Genomic DNA, 17,926 nt, shown 5'->3' with positions numbered 1-17,926 from the left:
GTCATTCGAACAGCGACAGCGTCAGGACGGAGGAGTAGTCGCCGGGGGCGACGTCGGCCTCGGTCTTCAGGGTGAGGCCCGCGGACACGGTCCAGGACCCGTCCGTCGCGGTCTCCTGCGAGTCGAGCGACAGCGCCAGCAGCTCCTGGTCGAACAGGCCCACGGCGTCGGCGCCCTCGTCGAGGATCGTGTCGACCGGGTCGCCCTCGGACACGAGGCCCGACTCGCCGCCGTCCACGAGGACCGGCGTCCAGCCGAGGTGGTCGGAGGAGATGTCCTCCTGGTCCGCGTCGCCGGTGAAGGCGCTCGCCGAGCCGAGGACGTACCACCCGGCTCCGTCCGGGATCTCGTCGACGGTCCGGGTGTCCGTCACGGTCACGTCGGGCAGCTGCCCGGTGAAGGCGCGCACCGTCGGGGTGGAGCCCTCCTCGGCGAGCGTGGCGGAGGTGCCGTCGATCGACATCGAGAGGGCGCCGGGCTGCTCCAGCTCCTCGATGCTGACGTTCACGTCGACGTCATCGGAGCCGTACTCGGTGTCGGCGGCCGCGGCCGCGGCGGCGACGCCGGACAGGAGCAGGCAGCCGGCGAGAGCGGCGCCCGAGCGGACGAGCCAGAGGGGTCGGGGGGTGCGTCGCGTGGACATGGTGTTCCTCACTCGATCGGCATCGTCGCCGATCAGGTCGAGCGCCGGACGGCGCGGAGTGGTGGCGCGGCTCGAGGCCGCGAGAGGACGGAGCACGGCGCAGCCCGAGGGGCGTTCGGCCGCGCCTGGTGCGCAGGACGCGCGGAGAGTGGCGGACGGCTCGTGCGCGGCGGCTTCCACAGCGTGGCCACGCGAGCTCCAGCTCTCGACCCCCTCAGCACTGAGGGGAGAAAGGCTGCTCGACACTTGTCGCTCTCGACTGCTGAGCTTTCCCTCAGCTAGTCTTGCGGGCAATGTTACCGGGAACATACCCGATTGCAAGAACGTGTTCTCAACCGACCGGAGCAGCGCAGCGAGGCGATCACCGCGTTCCGCCGCGGCCGGGCGGGGACGGCGGGAGGGGACGAGGATGTCCGCAGGGGCGGCGACGGCGGAGGCCGAGCACGAGGCTCTGACGACGGAGTGCGCGGAGCGCTCGGGCGTCATCGGCGTGCTCCTGGGCGACTTCGAGCCGTTCGGCACGGAGGTGCTGCAGGGAGTGGCGACGGCGCTCCGGGGGACCCGGTTCGACCTCCTCGCCGGCAGCGGGGCGAGCCGCCCGGGCAGGGCGGGCTGGGAGCAGGAGTCCCTGCGGCGCTTCACCGAGGCGCACGTATCGGGAGCGATCCTGGTGACGCCCTCCGGCGTGATCCCCTCGTCGGACCTGCCGCTCGTGGTCGTGGATCCGCTGACCGCGCAGACCGAGCTGCACTCGGTCGCGACCGACGACTTCGGCGGCGCGCAGCTGGCGACGAGCCACCTGATCGGGCTCGGCCACCGCCGCATCGGCTTCGTCGCGGGCCGCCCCGACCTGGAGTCGTCGCACCGGCGCGGCGCGGGGTACCAGCGGGCGCTCGCGGACGCCGGCCTCCCCTACGACCCCGCGCTCGTGCGGGTCGGCCACTACCGGCACGACCCCTCCCTCGTCGCCGCCCACGAGCTGCTGCTGCTGCCCGATCGGCCGACGGCGGTCTTCGCCGCGAACGACGCCTCCGCCATCGCCGTGATCGAGGCGGCCCGGGCGCTGGGCCTCTCGGTGCCCGGGCAGCTGTCGGTCGTGGGTTACGACGACGTGCCCGACGCCTCCCGGGTGGTCCCCGCGCTCACGACGGTGAGGCAGCCGCTGCATCGCGTGGGGCGCGCGGCCGCCCGGGCTCTCCTGACCCTGATCGACGGCGGGAGCGTGGCCGAGCCGCACATGCGGCTGCGCAACAAGCTCGTGCTCCGCGGGTCGACGGCGCCGCCCGCCGACGGCCCGGAGTCGGGCTGACTCCTCCCCCTCCCCCAGCCGGCGGGAATACGCTCGGCGCATGAACCAGCAGCGCACTCCGGTCACGGTCACGGTCACGGGAGCGGGGGGCGCCATCGGCTACGCGCTCCTGTTCCGCATCGCCTCGGGTCAACTCCTCGGGCCGGACGTCCCCGTCCGCCTGAACCTGCTCGAGATCCCCTCCGGCCTCCGCGCGGCAGCGGGCACGGCGCTCGAGCTGCAGGACGGCGCCTTCCCCCTCCTCCACGGGATCGAGGCGACGGACGACGCGGCCGCCGCGTTCGACGGCGCGAGCGTCGCCCTCCTCGTGGGCGCCCGGCCGCGCAGCGCGGGCATGGAGCGCGCCGACCTGCTCGCCGCGAACGCGGGGATCTTCGGACCCCAGGGTGCCGCGCTGAACGCGCACGCCGCCTCCGACATCCGCGTGCTGGTCGTCGGCAACCCGGCCAACACCAACGCCTGGATCGCGCGGCGCAGCGCTCCGGACATCCCCGCCGGCCGCTTCACCGCGATGACGCGCCTCGACCACAACCGGGCGCTCGCGCAACTCGCCGCGAAGCTCGACGCCCCCGTCGACGCGATCGAGGGCGTCGCGATCTGGGGCAACCACTCCGCCTCGCAGTACCCCGACGCGACGCACGCCACCGTCGGCGGGCGTCCGGTGCCCGAGCTGGTCGACCCCGAGTGGCTGCACACGGAGTTCGAGCCTCGCGTCGCCAAGCGCGGCGCCGAGATCATCGAGGTCCGGGGAGCCTCCTCGGCCGCGTCCGCCGCCTCCGCCGCGATCGACCACGTGCGGGACTGGGTCGACGGCACGTCCTGGACCTCGGCCGCCGTCGAGTCGGACGGCTCCTACGGGGTGGAGGAGGGGCTGATCTCCTCGTTCCCGGTCCGCTCCGTCGACGGCGAGTGGCGGATCGTCGAGGGGCTCGAGATCGACGCGCACTCCCGCGCGCGGATCGACGAGTCCGTGCTCGAGCTGCGCGCCGAGCGCGACCAGGCGCTGGCGTTCCTCGCGTCCTGACGCGCCCCTGCCCGTCCCCTCCCCGCGAGATGCCACCTGTGATGGCGACACGCCGGGGGCGACCGCCACAGGTGGCATCTCGCGGAGGGGGTCAGCGGCGCTTCTCCGGAGTGGGGAGGGTGCCGGAGGCCCGGGCGGCCTCGTACCAGGCGTGCGCCTCCTCCTGGCGCTCCGCCTCCGCGCCGGTCGCGATCGCCGCGCGCACGTGCTCGGGCCCGTAGCCGAACGCCGCGACCAGGTCGGCGGCGTGCGGGCGGATGCGGGCGAGCAGGCGGTCGATGTACGACGTCACCGCGACCGCGCGCTGCGACGACAGGCGCCCGTGGATGAGGTACCAGTCGAGGTGCTTCTCGATCAGGCCCAGGCCGAACAGATCGCGGAGCCACGTGAGGACGGTGCGCGTACCCGCGTCCTCGACGCCGGCGAGGGCCTCCGTGAATGCCTCCCACTGCAGCAGCTCGGTGTGCGCGCGGGCCGCCTCGATCAGCTCGCTCTGGTGCGCGTTGAACAGGCGGGCCGCTTCGTCCGCGGGCAGCTTCGACGCCGGGCGCAGCCGTGAGGCGATCCCCGCGACCATGCTCTCGACGCGGCCGGTGAGCAGCTCGCGCTGGTCCTCCCGCAGCTGGCCGACCGATCGGGCCGTCGATCCGCGGTCGGCGACGACCTGGGCCAGACGGCGCAGACCGGAGTTGTCGACGGTCGCCCCCGCGACCTGCGAGGCGGCGTACCGCGCCAGCTCCGCGGGCTGGGCGCCCTTGAAGCGGCGTCCGACGTCGGTCAGCAGGCGCTTGGCGACCAGCTGGAGGAGCACGGTGTTGTCGCCCTCGAAGGTCGCGTAGACGTCGAGGTCGGCGCGCAGCTGCGTCAGCCGGTTCTCCGCGAGGAAGCCCGCGCCTCCGCAGGCCTCGCGCGCCTCCTGCAGCGTGTCGAGAGCGTGCCAGGTCGAGAGCGCCTTCAGCCCGGCGGCGAGGGTCTCGAGGTCCTGCCGCGACTGCTCGGTGTCGTTCGCGCCGGAGAAGACCTCGTCGAACGCCCTCAGCAGCTTCTCGTGCGCGAAGGCGGCGGCGTAGGTGGTGGCCAGGCGCGGCAGGAGGCGGCGCTGGTGCCGCTGGTAGTCGAGCAGCACCTCCTCCCGCTCACCGCCGCCGGTGAACTGGCGGCGCTGGTCGCCGTAGGTGACGGCGACCGTCAGCGCGATCTTCGCCGCGGCGACCGAGGCTCCGTCGAGCGAGACGCGGCCCTGCACGAGCGTGCCGAGCATGGTGAAGAAGCGGCGGCCCGGGCTCGCGATCGGCGAGGAGTAGGTGCCGTCGGCGGCGACGTCGCCGTAGCGGTTCAGCAGGTTCTCGCGCGGGACGCGGACGCCGTCGAAGTGGAGGCGGCCGTTGTCGATCCCGTTCAGACCGCCCTTGAGCCCGTCGTCCTCGCCGCCGACACCGGGCAGGAACGCGCCCTGCTCGTCGCGGATCGGGACGAAGAAGGCGTGGACCCCGTGGTTCACGCCCCGGGTGACCAGCTGCGCGAAGACGACCGCCGCGCGCCCGTCCACCGCGGCGTTGCCGAGGTAGTCCTTCCAGGCCGCACGGAACGGGGTCCTCAGCACGAACTCGCCGTCCTCGTAGGTGGCGGTCGTGGCGATCGATGCGACGTCGGAGCCGTGCCCGGTCTCGGTCATCGCGAAGGCGCCCGGGATCTCGAGGCTCATGATCCCCGGCAGCCACTTCTCGTGGTGCGGGCGGGTGCCCAGGTGCAGGACCGCGGCGCCGAAGAGCCCCCACTGCACGCCGGACTTGATCTGCAGGGAGGGATCGGCGGTGACCAGCTCCTCGAAGCCGGCGATGTTCCCGCCGTGGTCGGCCTCCCCGCCGAGGTCGACCGGGAAGGCGCGGTGCACGCCGCCCTCGGCGGCGAGCACGCGCATCTGCTCCGAGACGCGGAGGCGGTGCTCCTTCATCGGGAGGCCGTCGGTGCGGTGCAGCTCGGGGCGGGCGGTCAGGGCGCGGCTGGCGAGGCGCTGCTCGCGCCAGGCGCCGAGCAGGGTCTCCCCGAGGGCGGCGACGTCGACGGCGGGGGCGCCGTCCTCGTCCAGGCGCGCGTCGACCTCGGAGCCGAGGGAGTCGACCGGCGGCGTGGGCGCGATGGGGCCCGAGCCGGAGCGCCGGGCCCGCGTGCGTCCGGTGGCCGCCCGATCGGCGGCGTCGGCGGCGGAGCGGGGGTGGGGAGCGGTGCTGACCATGGTGTTCGTGTCCCTTCGACCGTCTGCGGTTCGGGCCGCTCCCGGTGCGTCGTGCGCCGGCGGGTGCGGCAGCGGAGGCGGTCCTCGCACGGTAGGACGCGCGGCGGCGCGGCGGAAACGTTCCGTCGCCCGGGCACAAACGGCGCCGGGTGGAGGCGGAAGCGCGTTGTCGGAACCGACCAGGCGGAGGCGGGGCGCGCGGAGGTTCCGGGCGGCGGCGTGCGGAGCGGAGGAGGGTGCGGCTCGGTGCGGAGGAAGGGGCGCCTCCGCGGGCACCGCATCGCTAGTCTCTCGTCATGAGTGAGCCGCCACTGCCTCCCCCTCCGCCGGCCCGGCCTCCGGTGCCCGCGTCGCCCACGGCCGGCCCCCCGGCTGCTGTCGGTGCGGCGGCCTCGGGAACGGCGGGAGCGTCGGGTACCCGGGTACCGGGCTCCGGGACGCCGGATGCGCCGGGCACGGCGGCCCCGACCCGGCCCCCCGCCCGAGTGTGGGACGTGGTGCTGACGATCGTGCTGATCCTCGTCGCCTCCGCGGTCACGCTGCTTCTGTCGTTCTTCGGGCTGTTCTTCGCGATGGCCAGCGACTCGTGCGGCGGATCGAGCGCCTGCGACATCGGCCTGATCGAGGGCGGGATGGTCCTCGCTGCGGGAGGAGTGTGGGTGCCGTTCCTCGCGGCAGTCGTCGTCTCGATCGTGCTGCTGGTGCGCCGCCGGCTGGCGTTCTGGGTACCGGTCGCGGGTCTGGCGGTCTCGTTCGGCTGCACGCTGATCGGCGGGTGGATGGCGTCGACGGGCGCCGCCGGCTGAGGACGATCCCGCTCGCCGCCGACGAAGGGCGGACGCCCGCCACGGCCGACAGCGCGGCGGCCGTGTCTCAGGACCGGATCAGTAGCTGTCCCAGCCGGGTTCCCAGTCGGGCTCGTCCGGCGGTACCCAGTCGTCCTCCGGCGGCTGAGCGGCGGACACCGGCGGACCGGACGACTCGCGGCCGAACGAGGGCTTCGCTCCTCCCGAGCGGGAGGACCCGCCACGGGCGGCCGACGCACGGCGCGGAGCGGGAGCCTCTTCACCGGGTTCCGGGACGGCGATCTCGGGGCTCTCCCCCGCGACGACGGCGAGCACGGCCTCTCCGTAGGTGAGCAGCTTCTTCTGGCCGACGCCGCCGATGATGCTGAGCGCGTCCATCGTCGCCGGCTCGGCCGTCGCGATCTCGCGGAGGGTCGCGTCGTTGAAGACGATGTAGGCCGGGACCGCCTGCGCGCGGGCCTGCGCGGCGCGCCACTCCCGGAGCCGCTCGAACAGCGGCTGAGCCTCACCCGACAGCTCGGCGACGGTGGACCGCCCGGAGCGGGAGGATCCGCTGGAGCGGGCCGGCTTCTCCGGCTCCTGCCGCAGCTCGACCTTGCGCTCGCCGCTGAGGACGGAGCCGGACGCGGGCGTGAGCACGAGCGTGCCGAAGCCGTCGTCGTTCACGCCGAGGAGGCCCTGCGCGAGGAGCTGGCGGGCGACTCCGCGCCACTGGGTGTCGCTGAGATCGGCGCCGATGCCCCAGGTGGCCAGGCCGTTGTGCTGGTGCTGGGTGGTGCGCGGCGTGGTCTTGCCGCGGAGGACGTCGATGATGTGCCCGGCGCCGAACTGCTGGTTGCGCTCGCGCTTGAGGCGGACGACCGTCGACAGGAACTTCTGCGCCGCGACGGTGCCGTCCCAGGAGGCGGGCGGCTCGAGGCAGGTGTCGCAGTTGCCGCAGGCCGTGCTCTCCTGGCCGAAGTAGGCGAGCAGGTTCACCCGGCGGCACTGGACCGTCTCGGAGAGCGCGAGCATCGCGTCGAGGTGCGCGGACATCCGCCGACGGTGCGCCAGGTCTCCCGGCGACTCGTCGATCATCCGGCGCTGCTGCACCACGTCCTGCAGGCCGTAGGCGAGCCACGCGGTGGAGGGCAGTCCGTCGCGGCCGGCGCGACCCGTCTCCTGGTAGTAGCCCTCGACCGACTTGGGCAGGTCGATGTGCGCGACGAACCGCACGTCCGGCTTGTCGATCCCCATGCCGAAGGCGATCGTCGCGCAGACGATGACGCCCTCCTCGCGGAGGAACCGCGACTGGGCGGCGGCGCGCACCCGCGAGTCGAGGCCCGCGTGGTACGCGACGGCGTCGAAGCCCGCCGAGCGCAGCGCCTCGGCCGTCGCCTCGACGCTCTTGCGCGAGAGGGCGTAGACGATGCCCGCGTCGTGCGCGTGCTCGCGCCGCAGGAAGTCGATCAGCTGCTTGCGCGGCTCGACCTTGTTGACGATCCGGTACTGGATGTTCGGGCGGTCGAAGCTCGAGACGAAGTGGCGGGCGGCGCCGAGGTGCAGGCGCGAGGTGATCTCGCGGTGGGTCGCCTCGGTGGCGGTCGCGGTGAGGGCGATGCGCGGGACGTCGGGCCAGCGCTCGGCGAGCTCGCCCAGTGCGAGGTAGTCGGGGCGGAAGTCGTGGCCCCACTGGCTGACGCAGTGGGCCTCGTCGATGGCGAAGAGGGCGATCCGGCCCCGGGCGAGGAACTGCTTCATGCCCTCGTTGCCCAGGCGCTCCGGGGCGACGTAGAGCAGGTCGAGCTCGCCGTCGAGGTAGGCGCGCTCGACGCGGCCGCGCTCGCCCGCGTCCTGCGTGGAGTTGAGGAACTCGGCGCGGACGCCGTTCGCGCGGAGGGCGTCGACCTGGTCCTGCATCAGTGCGATGAGCGGGGACACGACCACGCCGGTGCCGGGCCGCACGATGGCGGGGATCTGGTAGCAGAGGGACTTGCCGCCGCCGGTGGGCATCAGGACGACGGCGTCGCCGCCTCCGATGACCTGCTCGACGATGGCCTGCTGCTCGCCGCGGAACGAGCCGTAGCCGAAGACCTTCTCGAGGATCGCCTGCGCCTCGGAGGATCCGGATCCCGGGGCGCCGCTCGCCGCGTCGCTCCGGACGCCGCCGCGGGACTCCGCCGAGGGGTCGGCGAGCGGCGGGGCGGGGAGGGCTGTCGCGGTGGGCTCTGTCACCCGGGGAACTCTACCCGCCGCCTCCGACGCGGCCCCGGGGGTCCGCGGAACTGTGGAGAAGGGCTGGAGGGAGGGGGCTGGGGAGGCTGCTGCAGGGAACGTCGGGCGCTTCTGCGGCGTCCGGCTCAGAGGTCGGTGAGGGTGCGCGAGTCGCCGTCCCAGAAGCGGACGCCCGCGAGGCCGACGGTGAACGGCTCGCCGAGGAGGGGGACGGCGTCGCCGAGCTGCTCGGCGCGGAGGCGGCGCGAGACGCTGATGTGCGGCGTCCAGGCGCTCGGCAGCGAGGTGTCGACGCCGCCCGGAACGAGGCGCGTGGCGCGGTCGTGCAGAGCGTCGAGGGCGGGCGAGCGGACCACTCCCCAGGCGAGGACGAAGCGCCCGGCGTGCGGGAAGAGGAGGACGGCGCCCAGGTCGGCCGTCGCAGGCAGCGGACCGAGCGCGCCCGGCTCCGGGGCGGTCAGCTCGGGCCCGGCGACCAGGGTGAGGTGCGGGCGGTTGCTGGCCGACGTGTGCAGCGCGAGGCTCGGGATGCCGGCTGCCTCGAGCGCCTCCCACTGGCTGCGGACGCGAGCCTCCGACTCCGGATCGAGGAGGACTTCGAGGCTGCGCATGTCCACATTCTGCCGCGGCTCCTGTGTGAGGCCCTTCGCGGGTGCGCGCCCACTCGCGGGCGCGCGCTCCTCGCCCACTCCCGCGAGTGTGCAGAAGTCGTCGCACTCGCGAGTACGCAGAACTCGTCGCACTCGCGCTCGACTACGACAACTCTCGGAGACTCGACGCGCAGCCACTCGGGCGCCCCCGCGAGTGTGCAGAAGTCGTCGCACTCGCGCTCGACTACGACAACTCTCGGAGACTCGACGAGCAGCCACTCGGGCGCCCCCGCGAGTGTGCAGAAGTCGTCGCACTCGCGCTCGACTACGACAACTCTCGGAGACTCGACGAGCGGCCACCCGGGTGCTCCCGCGAGTGCGCAGGAGTTGTCGCACTCGCGCTCGAGTGCGACGACTTTCGAGTACTCGCGGGGGGCAGGGGCGGGGAGCGGAGAGCGGGCGAGCACCGCCTCCCCGCTCCCCGCTCCCGCGTCCGCGTCAGCCGATCGTCACGAGGGCGGCGAACAGCTCGGGCGCTCGGCGGTCGACGATCCGGCCGCCGACGCGGATGCCGACCAGCGCGAAGACGGTGCCCAGCACGAGGGCGGCCGCCAGTCCGATCAGGCCGAAGGCCGGGTCGCCGCCGATGAGCGAGATCGCGCCGAGGACGATCGACGGGAGCGCCAGCAGGCCGGTCGCGGCCATGCTCCCCAGCATCACGACGCTCGAGATCATCCCGGAGCCCGGCGGCGTCTTCAGCGGGCTGTCACCCGGCCCGGGCACGGGGTACACGACGAGCGACGAGGCGACGCTCGACACTCCGAACCCGCTGAGCACGAGGGCCAGCGCCATGCCCAGCACGGCCGGGATCGCGTCGGCGCGTCCCGCGTACAGCGCGGTGCCCACCGCCACGACGACCACGGCCGGGATGCCGATGATCGCGGCGGCGATGACGCGACCGGCGCGGTCGGCCGACCCCGTCATTCCGGAGCTCACGTGCGCCGCCCAGGCGGTGCCGTCGTACGACACGTCGGCGCAGAGGGTCACGCCGAAGATCAGACCGACGAGCACGGCCGAGAGCAGCACGAAGGTGTCGCCGCCGCTGCCGATCGCGGAGTAGAAGACCGCGAGGACGACGACGGCGGGGATGACGAGGAGCCCCCGGCTGTAGCGCGGGTCGCGCCACCAGTAGCCCAGGGCGCGCGCGGCGACGGCGCCGGTCGGGGTGCCGGGGAAGCGCCCGAACAGGCCCAGGCCCGCGGATCCGGAAGCGGAGTGCGCGCCGGACGCGGCGGGCTCCGCGAGCGCGTGCCGCAGCGCCCGGGCCCACGCCCAGACGAGGACGGCCAGCGTCGCGATCCCGATCAGCAGGCGCGCGACCGCCGCCACCCCGTCGCCCGCGACGACGGATCCCGGGACCGCCCAGATCGCGCCGAGCGGCGACCAGCCGAGGGCGCCCGCGATCACGGGCAGGACGTCCAGGCCGTCGCGGATCACGGTGGTCAGGCCGACGAAGAGCGGTCCGAGCAGGATGACGACGACGAGCACGACGCCGCCGATCACCTCGCGGTAGCGGCGGCTCGAGCCCAGGCCCGTGGTGAGCGCGCCGATCAGGCGGGACGCGACCACGCAGGTCGCGACGCCGATCACCGCAGCGACGAGGCCGGGCAGGATGCCGATCGGCCGGCTCCACCAGGCGGCGGCGGAGGCGAGCGCGCCGAGCGAGGTCACCACGCCGGGGATGCCCGCGAGGCCCGCGGCGGCGAGCCCGAGGAGGAGGGTCCTCAGCGGGATCGGGAACGTCGCGAGGGTGGGCAGGTCGAGGCTCTGATCGGAGCCGGACAGGAAGATCGGCCCGAGCACCCAGCCGAGGATCAGAGCGGAGCCGCCGAGCACGATCGCCACGTTCGCGAACGCCGGGTCCGTGCCTCCGAGCGCGACCAGCCCGGCCGCGACCAGGCCGAGCACCGCGATCGCGTAGAGGCCGCCGAGGATCACGCCGATCAGCTGCCACACGTTCCGCGTCAGCGAGTTGCGGAGCAGGAGCAGCCGCAGCCTCAGGAGATGCGCAACCATGCCGGGCCCTCCTGGTGGGTGCGGCCGCCGACCAGCTCGACGAAGCGCTCCTCGAGGCTGGAGCCGGCGCGGACCTCCTCGAGGGTGCCGGAGGCGAGCACGCGGCCGTCGGCGATGACCGCGACCCGGTCGCACATCCGCTCGACGAGGTCCATGGAGTGCGACGAGACGATGACCGTGCCGCCCGACGCGACGAAGCCGGTGAGGATGTCGCGGATGTTCGCCGCCGAGACCGGGTCGACCGACTCGAACGGCTCGTCGAGCACCAGGAGGCGCGGGGCGCGCACGAGCGCGCAGGCGAGCGCGATCTTCTTGGTCATGCCCGCGGAGTAGTCCACGACGAGGGTGCGGTCGGCCGGGTCGAGGCCGAGCAGGGCGAGGAGGTCGTCGGTCCGCTCGACGACGACGGAGCGCTCGAGCCCGCAGAGCAGGCCGTAGTAGGTGACGAGCTGGAGACCGGTGAGGCGGTCGAACAGCTTGACCCCGTCGGCGAGGACGCCGATCAGCCGCTTCGCCTCGAGGGTGTCCTTCCAGACGTCGACCTCGTGGATCGTGACGACGCCGCTGTCGGGGCGGAGCAGGGCCGTGGCCATCGAGAGGGTCGTCGTCTTGCCCGCGCCGTTGGGGCCCACGAGCCCGAAGAAGGAGCCGGCGGGGACGTCGAGATCGATGTCCTTCACGGCCTCCTTGTCGCCGAAGCGCTTGCGGAGGCCGCGGATCCGCAGGGCGACCTCGCCGTGGCGGCCGGAGGCCTCGGGGGCGGCCCACGCGGGGGTCGCGGAGTCGGTGCGCTCGGAGTCGGAGTGCTGGGCAGCGGTGCCGTCCGCGGCGGTGCGCGCGGCGGCGGAGCTCTCGGTGTCCGTGCCGTCCTGGGGAATGCCGGGGGGCGTCGTCCCGTCCATGTGTGTCCCTTCCGGGCCGCGGTGGGCGGCCGCTCGTCCACCCTAGGCAGGCGCTGCGGCCGGGGCATCCGTCCAGCGGTGGAGTCGCGCGGAACGCGCCGGCGCGACCCGGCAGCTCGGCGGGGCGGCGCGGAACGGGGCGGGATCAGTGCCGCACCGCAAGCTCGGCAGCCCGGCGGGGCGGAGCGGGATCTTCGCGGCACAGCGGCGCCGATGGTCCGGCGAGGCGGAGCGGGATCTTCGCGCCGCAGCGGCCCCGGCGGTCCGACAGGGCGGGGCGGGAGCACGGCCGCCTACGCTGGCCCCATGCCCACGCTCCTCCTCGTCCGGCACGGACGCACCACCGCGAACACCGCGGGGATCCTCGCCGGACGCACCGCCGGAGTGCGGCTCGACGACGTCGGACGGGCGCAGGCGGCGCGCACCGGGGAGCGGCTCGCAGCGGTCGAGCTCGCGACCGTGGTGTCGAGCCCGCTCGAGCGGTGCCGGCAGACCACCCGCTTCGTCCTCGAGCGGCAGACCGGATCGCCGGCGACCGTGATCGACAAGGGCATCACCGAGTGCGACTACGGCGACTGGTCGGGTCGCTCGCTGCGGGATCTCGCGACGGAGCCGCTCTGGGCGACGGTGCAGAACCAGCCCTCCGCGGTGGTCTTCCCCGGCGGCGAGGGGATGCTCGCGATGCAGGCCCGGGCCGTGTCGGCGATCCGCAGGCACGACGCGGCGGTGGCGGAGGAGCACGGGGCCGGCGCGGTGTGGGCGGCGGTGAGCCACGGCGACACGATCAAGGCGATCCTCGCGGACGCGCTCGGCATGCACCTCGACCTGTTCCAGAGGCTCAGCGTCGGACCGGCGTCGGTGTCGATCATCCGCTACGGCGCGGGGCGGCCCGAGGTCGTCGCGATGAACACGGACGCCGGGGACCTGGGCTGGCTGCGGAAGGCGGCCCCCGTGGCGGACGCCGCCGTGGGGGGCGGGGCGGGGCACGAGTAGGCGGGGGTTCGAGAGGCCCGCTTCGGGGCTTGATCGAGCGGCAGGGGTGCGGGTGCTCGGCGGTGCGGGATCTCGATGCGCCCGCTCCGGGCTCCCCGAGCAGCAGGAGGGGCGGGCTCCCCGAGCAGCAGGAGGGGCCGGGCAGCGGCGTGTCGAGACCCGTCCTCTCTCGACACGCCTCCACCTGAACGGGGAGCCCGACGCGCGCAGCCACTGCGGAGGCGGGCGCTCGTAGACTGAGGGCATGCCTCCGATCGTGCACGGATTCGACTGGCCCGATCGCGTCGTCGTGGGGACCGTCGGCTCACCCGGCTCGCGCTCCTTCTACCTCCAGGCCAAGACCGGGCCCCGCGTGGTCAGCGTCGGCCTCGAGAAGCAGCAGTCGGCCCTCCTCGCGGAGAAGATCGACGAGATCCTCGACCAGCTGATGACCGCCCAGGGCAACCCGGTCAGCGTCCCCGCCGGCACTCCCCCGGAGCTCGTCGACAACGATCCGCTCGACCAGCCCGTGGAGCCCGAGTTCCGCGTCGGCGGGCTCAGCCTCGGCTGGGACCCGTCCACCGCGCAGATCGTGATCGAGGCCTACCCGCTGACCGAGGCGGAGGACGACTCCGAGGAGGAGCCCGAGCCCACCGAGATGCTGCAGGTGAAGATCCCGGTCGGGACGGCGCGCGCCTTCGCGAAGCGCACCCTCGAGGTCGTCGGCGCCGGACGTCCGCTCTGCCCTCGATGCGGCGAGCCGATGGATCCCGACGGGCACGACTGCCCGCTCGCATGAGCGACCCGGGCGGGCTCGACGGCGAGCTGGAGCTGGCCGGCCGGATCACGATCGCCTCGAACGCGACGTTCCTCGCGCAGCTCGGCGAGACGTCCGTCGTCTACAAGCCGATCTCGGGCGAGAAGCCGCTGTGGGACTTCCCGGACGGCGTGCTCGCGGGCCGCGAGGTCGCCGCGTACCTCGTCTCGGAGGCGCTCGGCTGGAACGTGGTGCCGCGCACGTGGCTGCGCGACGGTCCGCTCGGTCCGGGCATGGTGCAGCTCTGGCAGGACATCGATCCGGACCAGGACGCCGTCGACCTGGTGCCCGCCGACTCCGTGCCCGACGGATGGCGGCACGTCCTCGACGGCAGCGACGAGGAGGACCGCGACATCTCGCTCGTGCACGAGGACTCGACCGCGCTGCGCCGGATGGCCGTGTTCGACGTCGTCGCCAACAACGCGGACCGGAAGGGCGGGCACGTGCTCGCGCTGCCCGACGGCCACCGCTACGGCGTCGACCACGGGCTCACCTTCCACTCCGAGCACAAGCTGCGCACGGTCCTCTGGGGCTGGATCGGCGAACCGCTGCTCGAGGAGGAGCTGACGGCGCTGGCGCTCCTGCGCGCGCAGATCGACGGCCCGCTCGGCGAGGCGCTCTCGGAGCTGCTCACCGAGGACGAGGTCGCCGCCTTCGCGAAGCGCTGCGAGAGGCTCGGCTCCTTCGGCCGCTTCCCCGGCCCGCGCGGCGGAATGCCGTCGGTGCCCTGGCCTCTGTTCTGACGCGTTCAGGACTCAGGACGAACGTCTCCGGAGCGGCCGGTTCGCGCCGATCCCGAGGTCCGGCAGCGAATCCGTCCTGAATCGTGAACGGCTCATCCGGCGTGCGGACGGCTCAGAAGCTCCAGCCCCGGCCGAACAGCTCCTCGCCGGGCGTCCCGCCGCCGCCCGGACCCGCGCCGCGAGCGCCGAGGTAGGAGGAGACGACGGCCGCGCCGAGGTCCTCCGCCTCCGGGTTCACCACCGAGCCGCCGACCCGGCGGGCGAGCGAGTCGATGAAGCGCGCGAGGCCCGGGTCGTCGCCCAGGCGGAAGAACGTGGTGTGCGCGCCCAGGCGGAGCGACGCGTCGAGCTCGCGGACCGAGACGGCGACGGTCAGCGGGTCGGGCGGGTAGTCGAAGAAGACGCCGCCGTCGGGCTCGAGGTGCGCGGTCGGCTCGCCGTCGGTGACGATGAGCAGCACCGGCTGCGCGTTCGGGTGCTTGCGGAAGTGCCGGTTGGCCAGCAGCAGCGCGTGGTGCAGGTTCGTGCCCTTGTCCCACTCCGCGTCCAGGCCCACCAGCTGCTCGACGTCCATCACCTCGGCGCGCCGGCCGAAGGCGACGAGCTGCAGCGCGTCCCCGCGGAACCGGCTGCTGATCAGGGTGTGCAGGGCGAGCGCGGTGCGCTTCATCGGCACCCAGCGGCCGTCCATCGCCATCGAGAACGAGGTGTCGACGAGGAGCGCGACACAGGCCTGCGTGCGCGCCTCCGTCTCCTGCACCTCGACGTCGTCGATCCGGATGCGCACGCCCGAGCCGACCGGTCGGCCCTCGCCGGCCGTGCGGGTCAGGGCGTTGGTCACCGTGCGGGGGATGTCCCAGGCCTCGGTGTCGCCGAACTCCCACGAGCGCGTCGCTCCGGAGCGCTCGCCCGCCGCGCCTGCGCGCCGGACGTCGCGGGCGCCCTGACGGCCGGAGACGGTCTCGGCGATGTCGCGCAGGAGCGCCCTGCCCAGCTGGCGCATGGCCTTCGGGCTGAGGGCGAGGCGGCCGTCGGAGCCGCGGCGCAGGGTTCCGGAGTCGCGCAGTGCCCGCTCCAGGCGCTTCAGCGTCTGCGCGTCGACGGAGGCGTCCTCGCCCAGGCGCTTCGCCAGCAGGTCGAGGTCGAGGTCGTCGAGGGAGGAGCGGTCCGTCTGCGCGAGCTGGTCGGCGAGGGCGTCGAGGTCGGCCAGCTCCTGGAACACGCCCGTCCCGTCGCCGAGTCCGAGCCCCTGCTCGCCGTCCATCCGCTCGGAGCCGCCCCAGTCCTCGCCGGGGCGGAGCCCCCGCAGGGTCTCGTCGAGGCGGCCGAGGGACTGCAGGAGCTCCGGCGTACCGAAGGCCTGCTGGGCGAGGGCGTCGAGCTCGGCGCGCTGCTCGGCGGTCATCGAGTTGCGCATCCGCTGGGCCGCGGCCGCGCGGGCGGCGAGCGCGTCGATCAGCTCGTCCACCGACTCCGGGCCCTCGGGGAAGTACTCGCCGTGCTGCTCCAGGAAGGCGTCGAACTGCTCGGGGGTGTCCTCGCCGCGCGCGTGCGCCTCGAGCAGCTCGTTCAGGTCGCGGAGCATCGCGTCGATCGCGGCCCGGTCCTCCTCGCTCGCGTTCTCGAGGGCCTGCTTCATCCCCTCGAAGCGCTGGTCGAGCATCTCGCGGCCCAGGAGCTCGCGGATCCGCTCGAAGTCGGCGCGCGCCTCGGGGCTCTGCCAGCGGTAGTCGCTCAGCTCCGAGACGGCCGCGGCCGGTGAGGGCGGGAGGCTCTCGAGCTGGATCTCGGCGAGCGCGCGGTCGCCGTCGTCCATCTGCGTGTCGCGGGCGAGCTGCTTGCGCTCGGCGAGGACGGCCTTGTCGAGGAGCTCGCGGATCTCGCGGAGCGTGCCGTCGAGGTTGTTCTTCTGCGTGAGCTCGCGACGTCGCTCGGCGACGCGGGCGGCGAGGTCGTCGAGGCCCTCGCGGTCGCGGGCGCCCCGGCGGAGGAACTCGCGCAGGGCGCGCTCGGGCGAGGTGCCGCCCATCACGTCCTCGCCGATCGCGTCGAGGGCCTCCTTCAGGTCGACCGGAGGGGCGAGCGGATCGGGCCCGCCGTCGTACTTCGCGTAGCGCGCATCGCGCTTCAGCCGGCGGTTGCCGCGCGGAGCATCAGCCATAGACGGCCTCGCCCCCGCCCGTCTCCTTGCTCAGCTTCCGCGAGAGGTAGAGGCCCTCGAGGGCGAGCTCGACCGCTCCGGCGCGGCGCCCCTCCCCCACGGCATCGAGGCGCTCGGCGACCTCGTCGTAGACGCGGGCCTCGCCGAGCAGCGGCAGGCCGGCCAGGAACTCGCGGGCGGTCACCTGCTCGCCGGTCGTGATCATCGCGCCGTTCTCGACCGCCTCGACGAGCGGCCCGAGGTCGACCCCGCGCAGGTGGGCGCGGACGGTCTCGGCGGTCGCCTGGCGGAGCAGGTGGTCGAGGATCTCGTCCTCACGGCCTTCCTCCCCCGACTCGAACTCGATCTTGCCGCCGAGCACGTCGACGGCGGTCTCGAGGTCGATGGGGCGGGCGACCGCCTCCTCCTCGCCGCGGCGGGTGGCGCGGTGCAGGGCGGCCGCGGCGATGGTCTCGGCGCCGGCGATGGCGAAGCGGGCGCTGACGCCGCTGCGCTGGTCGACCGAGCTCGACTCGCGCAGGGCCCGCGTGAAGCGGGCGAGGATCTCGATGAGCGCGTCGGGCACGGTCGCGACGAGGTCCGCCTCCTGCCGGATGACGGCGACCTCGTCGACGAGCGCGGTCGGGTAGTGGGTGCGGATCTCGGCGCCGAAGCGGTCCTTCAGCGGCGTGATGATGCGGCCGCGGTTCGTGTAGTCCTCCGGGTTCGCGCTCGCGACGACGAGGACGTCGAGCGGGAGGCGGAGGACGTAGCCGCGGATCTGGATGTCGCGCTCCTCCATCACGTTGAGCATGGCGACCTGGATCCGCTCGGCCAGGTCCGGCAGCTCGTTGATCGCGACGATGCCGCGGTGACTGCGCGGGATGAGGCCGAAGTGGATCGTCTCGGGGTTGCCCAGGCTGCGGCCCTCGGCCACCTTCATCGGGTCGACGTCGCCGATGAGGTCGGCGACGCTGGTGTCGGGGGTGGCCAGCTTCTCGACGTAGCGCTCCTCACGGGGCTTCCACGCGACGGGCAGGTCCTCTCCCAGCTCCTCCGCGCGGCGGCGGCTCTCCGTGGTGATCGGCTCGTAGGGGTGCTCGCCGAGCTCGGATCCCTCGATGACGGGCGTCCACTCGTCGAGCAGGCCGACGAGGGTGCGCAGGAGGCGGGTCTTGCCCTGGCCGCGCTCGCCCAGCAGGACGATGTCGTGGCCGGCGATGACGGCGCGCTCGACCTGCGGGATGACCGTCTCGGCGAAGCCGTGCAGGCCCGGCCAGGGGTCGCGGCCCTCGCGCAGGGCGTCGAGCAGGTTGTCGCGGATCTCGGTGCGGAGGCTCTTCTGCACGTGCCCGGAGGCACGGAGCTGGCCGAGGGTCTGGGTCGTCGGGCGCATCACCTCGGCAACGCTACGCCGCAGGTCCGACACGTGGTGGAGGTGCGGCGTATTCGCG

At 73.9% G+C, this 17,926-nt stretch carries 14 protein-coding genes; 6 read left to right on the top strand and 8 right to left on the bottom strand.

Features of this window, described 5'->3' with window-relative positions:
- Window position 1 precedes the first annotated feature (1 nt).
- Window positions 2–643 (bottom strand): hypothetical protein, encoded by a 642-nt coding sequence (locus C5D44_RS08955; RefSeq protein ID WP_104277190.1) that lies wholly within the window; start codon window positions 641–643, stop codon window positions 2–4.
- 409 nt (window positions 644–1,052) lie between these two features.
- Between C5D44_RS08955 and C5D44_RS08950 the strand changes: the two genes are divergently transcribed.
- Together C5D44_RS08950 and C5D44_RS08945 are read left to right on the top strand one after the other, a co-directional pair.
- Window positions 1,053–1,952, top strand: coding sequence for a LacI family DNA-binding transcriptional regulator (locus C5D44_RS08950; RefSeq protein WP_104281442.1), 900 nt, complete (start codon window positions 1,053–1,055; stop codon window positions 1,950–1,952).
- Between the two features lie 40 nt (window positions 1,953–1,992).
- Entirely contained in the window at window positions 1,993–2,976 is a 984-nt protein-coding gene (locus tag C5D44_RS08945; RefSeq protein ID WP_104281441.1) for a malate dehydrogenase, read from the top strand.
- A gap of 91 nt (window positions 2,977–3,067) precedes the next feature.
- On the opposite strand, the gene C5D44_RS08940 is transcribed toward C5D44_RS08945, so the two are convergent.
- On the bottom strand, window positions 3,068–5,212 hold the full coding sequence (locus C5D44_RS08940) for an acyl-CoA dehydrogenase (protein WP_104281440.1): 2,145 nt from the start codon (window positions 5,210–5,212) through the stop codon (window positions 3,068–3,070).
- Between the two features lie 296 nt (window positions 5,213–5,508).
- Between C5D44_RS08940 and C5D44_RS18305 the strand changes: the two genes are divergently transcribed.
- A complete protein-coding gene (locus tag C5D44_RS18305) occupies window positions 5,509–6,018 on the top strand; it encodes a DUF6264 family protein (RefSeq protein ID WP_219815336.1) in 510 nt (169 codons plus the stop codon).
- A 78-nt stretch (window positions 6,019–6,096) separates the two neighbouring features.
- Here the strand turns inward: C5D44_RS18305 and recQ are convergent, their stop codons facing one another.
- The 4 genes from recQ to C5D44_RS08915 form a co-directional block, all read right to left on the bottom strand.
- On the bottom strand, window positions 6,097–8,232 hold the full coding sequence (gene recQ, locus C5D44_RS08930) for a DNA helicase RecQ (protein WP_104281439.1): 2,136 nt from the start codon (window positions 8,230–8,232) through the stop codon (window positions 6,097–6,099).
- Window positions 8,233–8,357: 125 nt separating this feature from the next.
- Entirely contained in the window at window positions 8,358–8,843 is a 486-nt protein-coding gene (locus tag C5D44_RS08925) for a hypothetical protein (protein WP_104281438.1), read from the bottom strand.
- A gap of 477 nt (window positions 8,844–9,320) precedes the next feature.
- Window positions 9,321–10,898, bottom strand: coding sequence for a transporter (locus C5D44_RS18045; RefSeq protein ID WP_181118477.1), 1,578 nt, complete (start codon window positions 10,896–10,898; stop codon window positions 9,321–9,323).
- Window positions 10,880–11,800, bottom strand: a complete 921-nt coding sequence (locus C5D44_RS08915) for an ABC transporter ATP-binding protein (protein WP_104281436.1) — start codon at window positions 11,798–11,800, stop codon at window positions 10,880–10,882. The genes C5D44_RS18045 and C5D44_RS08915 overlap by 19 nt, the downstream gene beginning before the upstream one ends.
- 306 nt (window positions 11,801–12,106) lie before the next feature.
- Here C5D44_RS08915 and C5D44_RS08910 point away from each other — a divergent pair, with 306 nt between their 5' ends.
- From C5D44_RS08910 to C5D44_RS08900, 3 genes are all read left to right on the top strand, one after another.
- Window positions 12,107–12,793, top strand: a complete 687-nt coding sequence (locus C5D44_RS08910; protein ID WP_104277155.1) for a histidine phosphatase family protein — start codon at window positions 12,107–12,109, stop codon at window positions 12,791–12,793.
- 244 nt (window positions 12,794–13,037) lie between these two features.
- Window positions 13,038–13,571, top strand: coding sequence for a DUF3090 domain-containing protein (locus C5D44_RS08905; RefSeq protein ID WP_104225051.1), 534 nt, complete (start codon window positions 13,038–13,040; stop codon window positions 13,569–13,571).
- Window positions 13,568–14,332, top strand: a complete 765-nt coding sequence (locus C5D44_RS08900) for an SCO1664 family protein (RefSeq protein ID WP_104281435.1) — start codon at window positions 13,568–13,570, stop codon at window positions 14,330–14,332. Before C5D44_RS08905 ends, C5D44_RS08900 begins: the two co-directional genes overlap by 4 nt.
- A 112-nt stretch (window positions 14,333–14,444) precedes the next feature.
- Here C5D44_RS08900 and C5D44_RS08895 read toward each other — a convergent pair whose 3' ends face one another.
- Complete coding sequence (locus tag C5D44_RS08895; protein ID WP_104281434.1) at window positions 14,445–16,493, bottom strand: VWA domain-containing protein; 2,049 nt, start codon at window positions 16,491–16,493, stop codon at window positions 14,445–14,447.
- Window positions 16,486–17,868, bottom strand: coding sequence for a magnesium chelatase (locus C5D44_RS08890; RefSeq protein ID WP_104281433.1), 1,383 nt, complete (start codon window positions 17,866–17,868; stop codon window positions 16,486–16,488). Before C5D44_RS08890 ends, C5D44_RS08895 begins: the two co-directional genes overlap by 8 nt.
- Window positions 17,869–17,926: the final 58 nt, after the last annotated feature.

The sequence above is a fragment of the Rathayibacter sp. AY1B5 genome, assembly GCF_002932795.1.
Lineage (GTDB): Bacteria > Actinomycetota > Actinomycetes > Actinomycetales > Microbacteriaceae > Rathayibacter.
The sequence above is the reverse complement of the archived record's forward strand: the minus strand, read 5'-3'. Positions and strand labels throughout refer to the sequence as shown.

Excerpts from the sequence above, each read along its gene's own strand:
- C5D44_RS08955 (WP_104277190.1), bottom strand. The coding sequence starts at position 643 with ATGTCCACGCGACGCACCCCCCGACCCCTCTGGCTCGTCCGCTCGGGC.
- C5D44_RS08950 (WP_104281442.1), top strand. The coding sequence starts at position 1,053 with ATGTCCGCAGGGGCGGCGACGGCGGAGGCCGAGCACGAGGCTCTGACG.
- C5D44_RS08945 (WP_104281441.1), top strand. The coding sequence starts at position 1,993 with ATGAACCAGCAGCGCACTCCGGTCACGGTCACGGTCACGGGAGCGGGG.
- C5D44_RS08940 (WP_104281440.1), bottom strand. The coding sequence starts at position 5,212 with ATGGTCAGCACCGCTCCCCACCCCCGCTCCGCCGCCGACGCCGCCGAT.
- C5D44_RS18305 (WP_219815336.1), top strand. The coding sequence starts at position 5,509 with ATGAGTGAGCCGCCACTGCCTCCCCCTCCGCCGGCCCGGCCTCCGGTG.
- C5D44_RS08925 (WP_104281438.1), bottom strand. The coding sequence starts at position 8,843 with ATGCGCAGCCTCGAAGTCCTCCTCGATCCGGAGTCGGAGGCTCGCGTC.
- C5D44_RS18045 (WP_181118477.1), bottom strand. The coding sequence starts at position 10,898 with ATGGTTGCGCATCTCCTGAGGCTGCGGCTGCTCCTGCTCCGCAACTCG.
- C5D44_RS08915 (WP_104281436.1), bottom strand. The coding sequence starts at position 11,800 with ATGGACGGGACGACGCCCCCCGGCATTCCCCAGGACGGCACGGACACC.
- C5D44_RS08910 (WP_104277155.1), top strand. The coding sequence starts at position 12,107 with ATGCCCACGCTCCTCCTCGTCCGGCACGGACGCACCACCGCGAACACC.
- C5D44_RS08905 (WP_104225051.1), top strand. The coding sequence starts at position 13,038 with ATGCCTCCGATCGTGCACGGATTCGACTGGCCCGATCGCGTCGTCGTG.
- C5D44_RS08900 (WP_104281435.1), top strand. The coding sequence starts at position 13,568 with ATGAGCGACCCGGGCGGGCTCGACGGCGAGCTGGAGCTGGCCGGCCGG.
- C5D44_RS08895 (WP_104281434.1), bottom strand. The coding sequence starts at position 16,493 with ATGGCTGATGCTCCGCGCGGCAACCGCCGGCTGAAGCGCGATGCGCGC.
- C5D44_RS08890 (WP_104281433.1), bottom strand. The coding sequence starts at position 17,868 with ATGCGCCCGACGACCCAGACCCTCGGCCAGCTCCGTGCCTCCGGGCAC.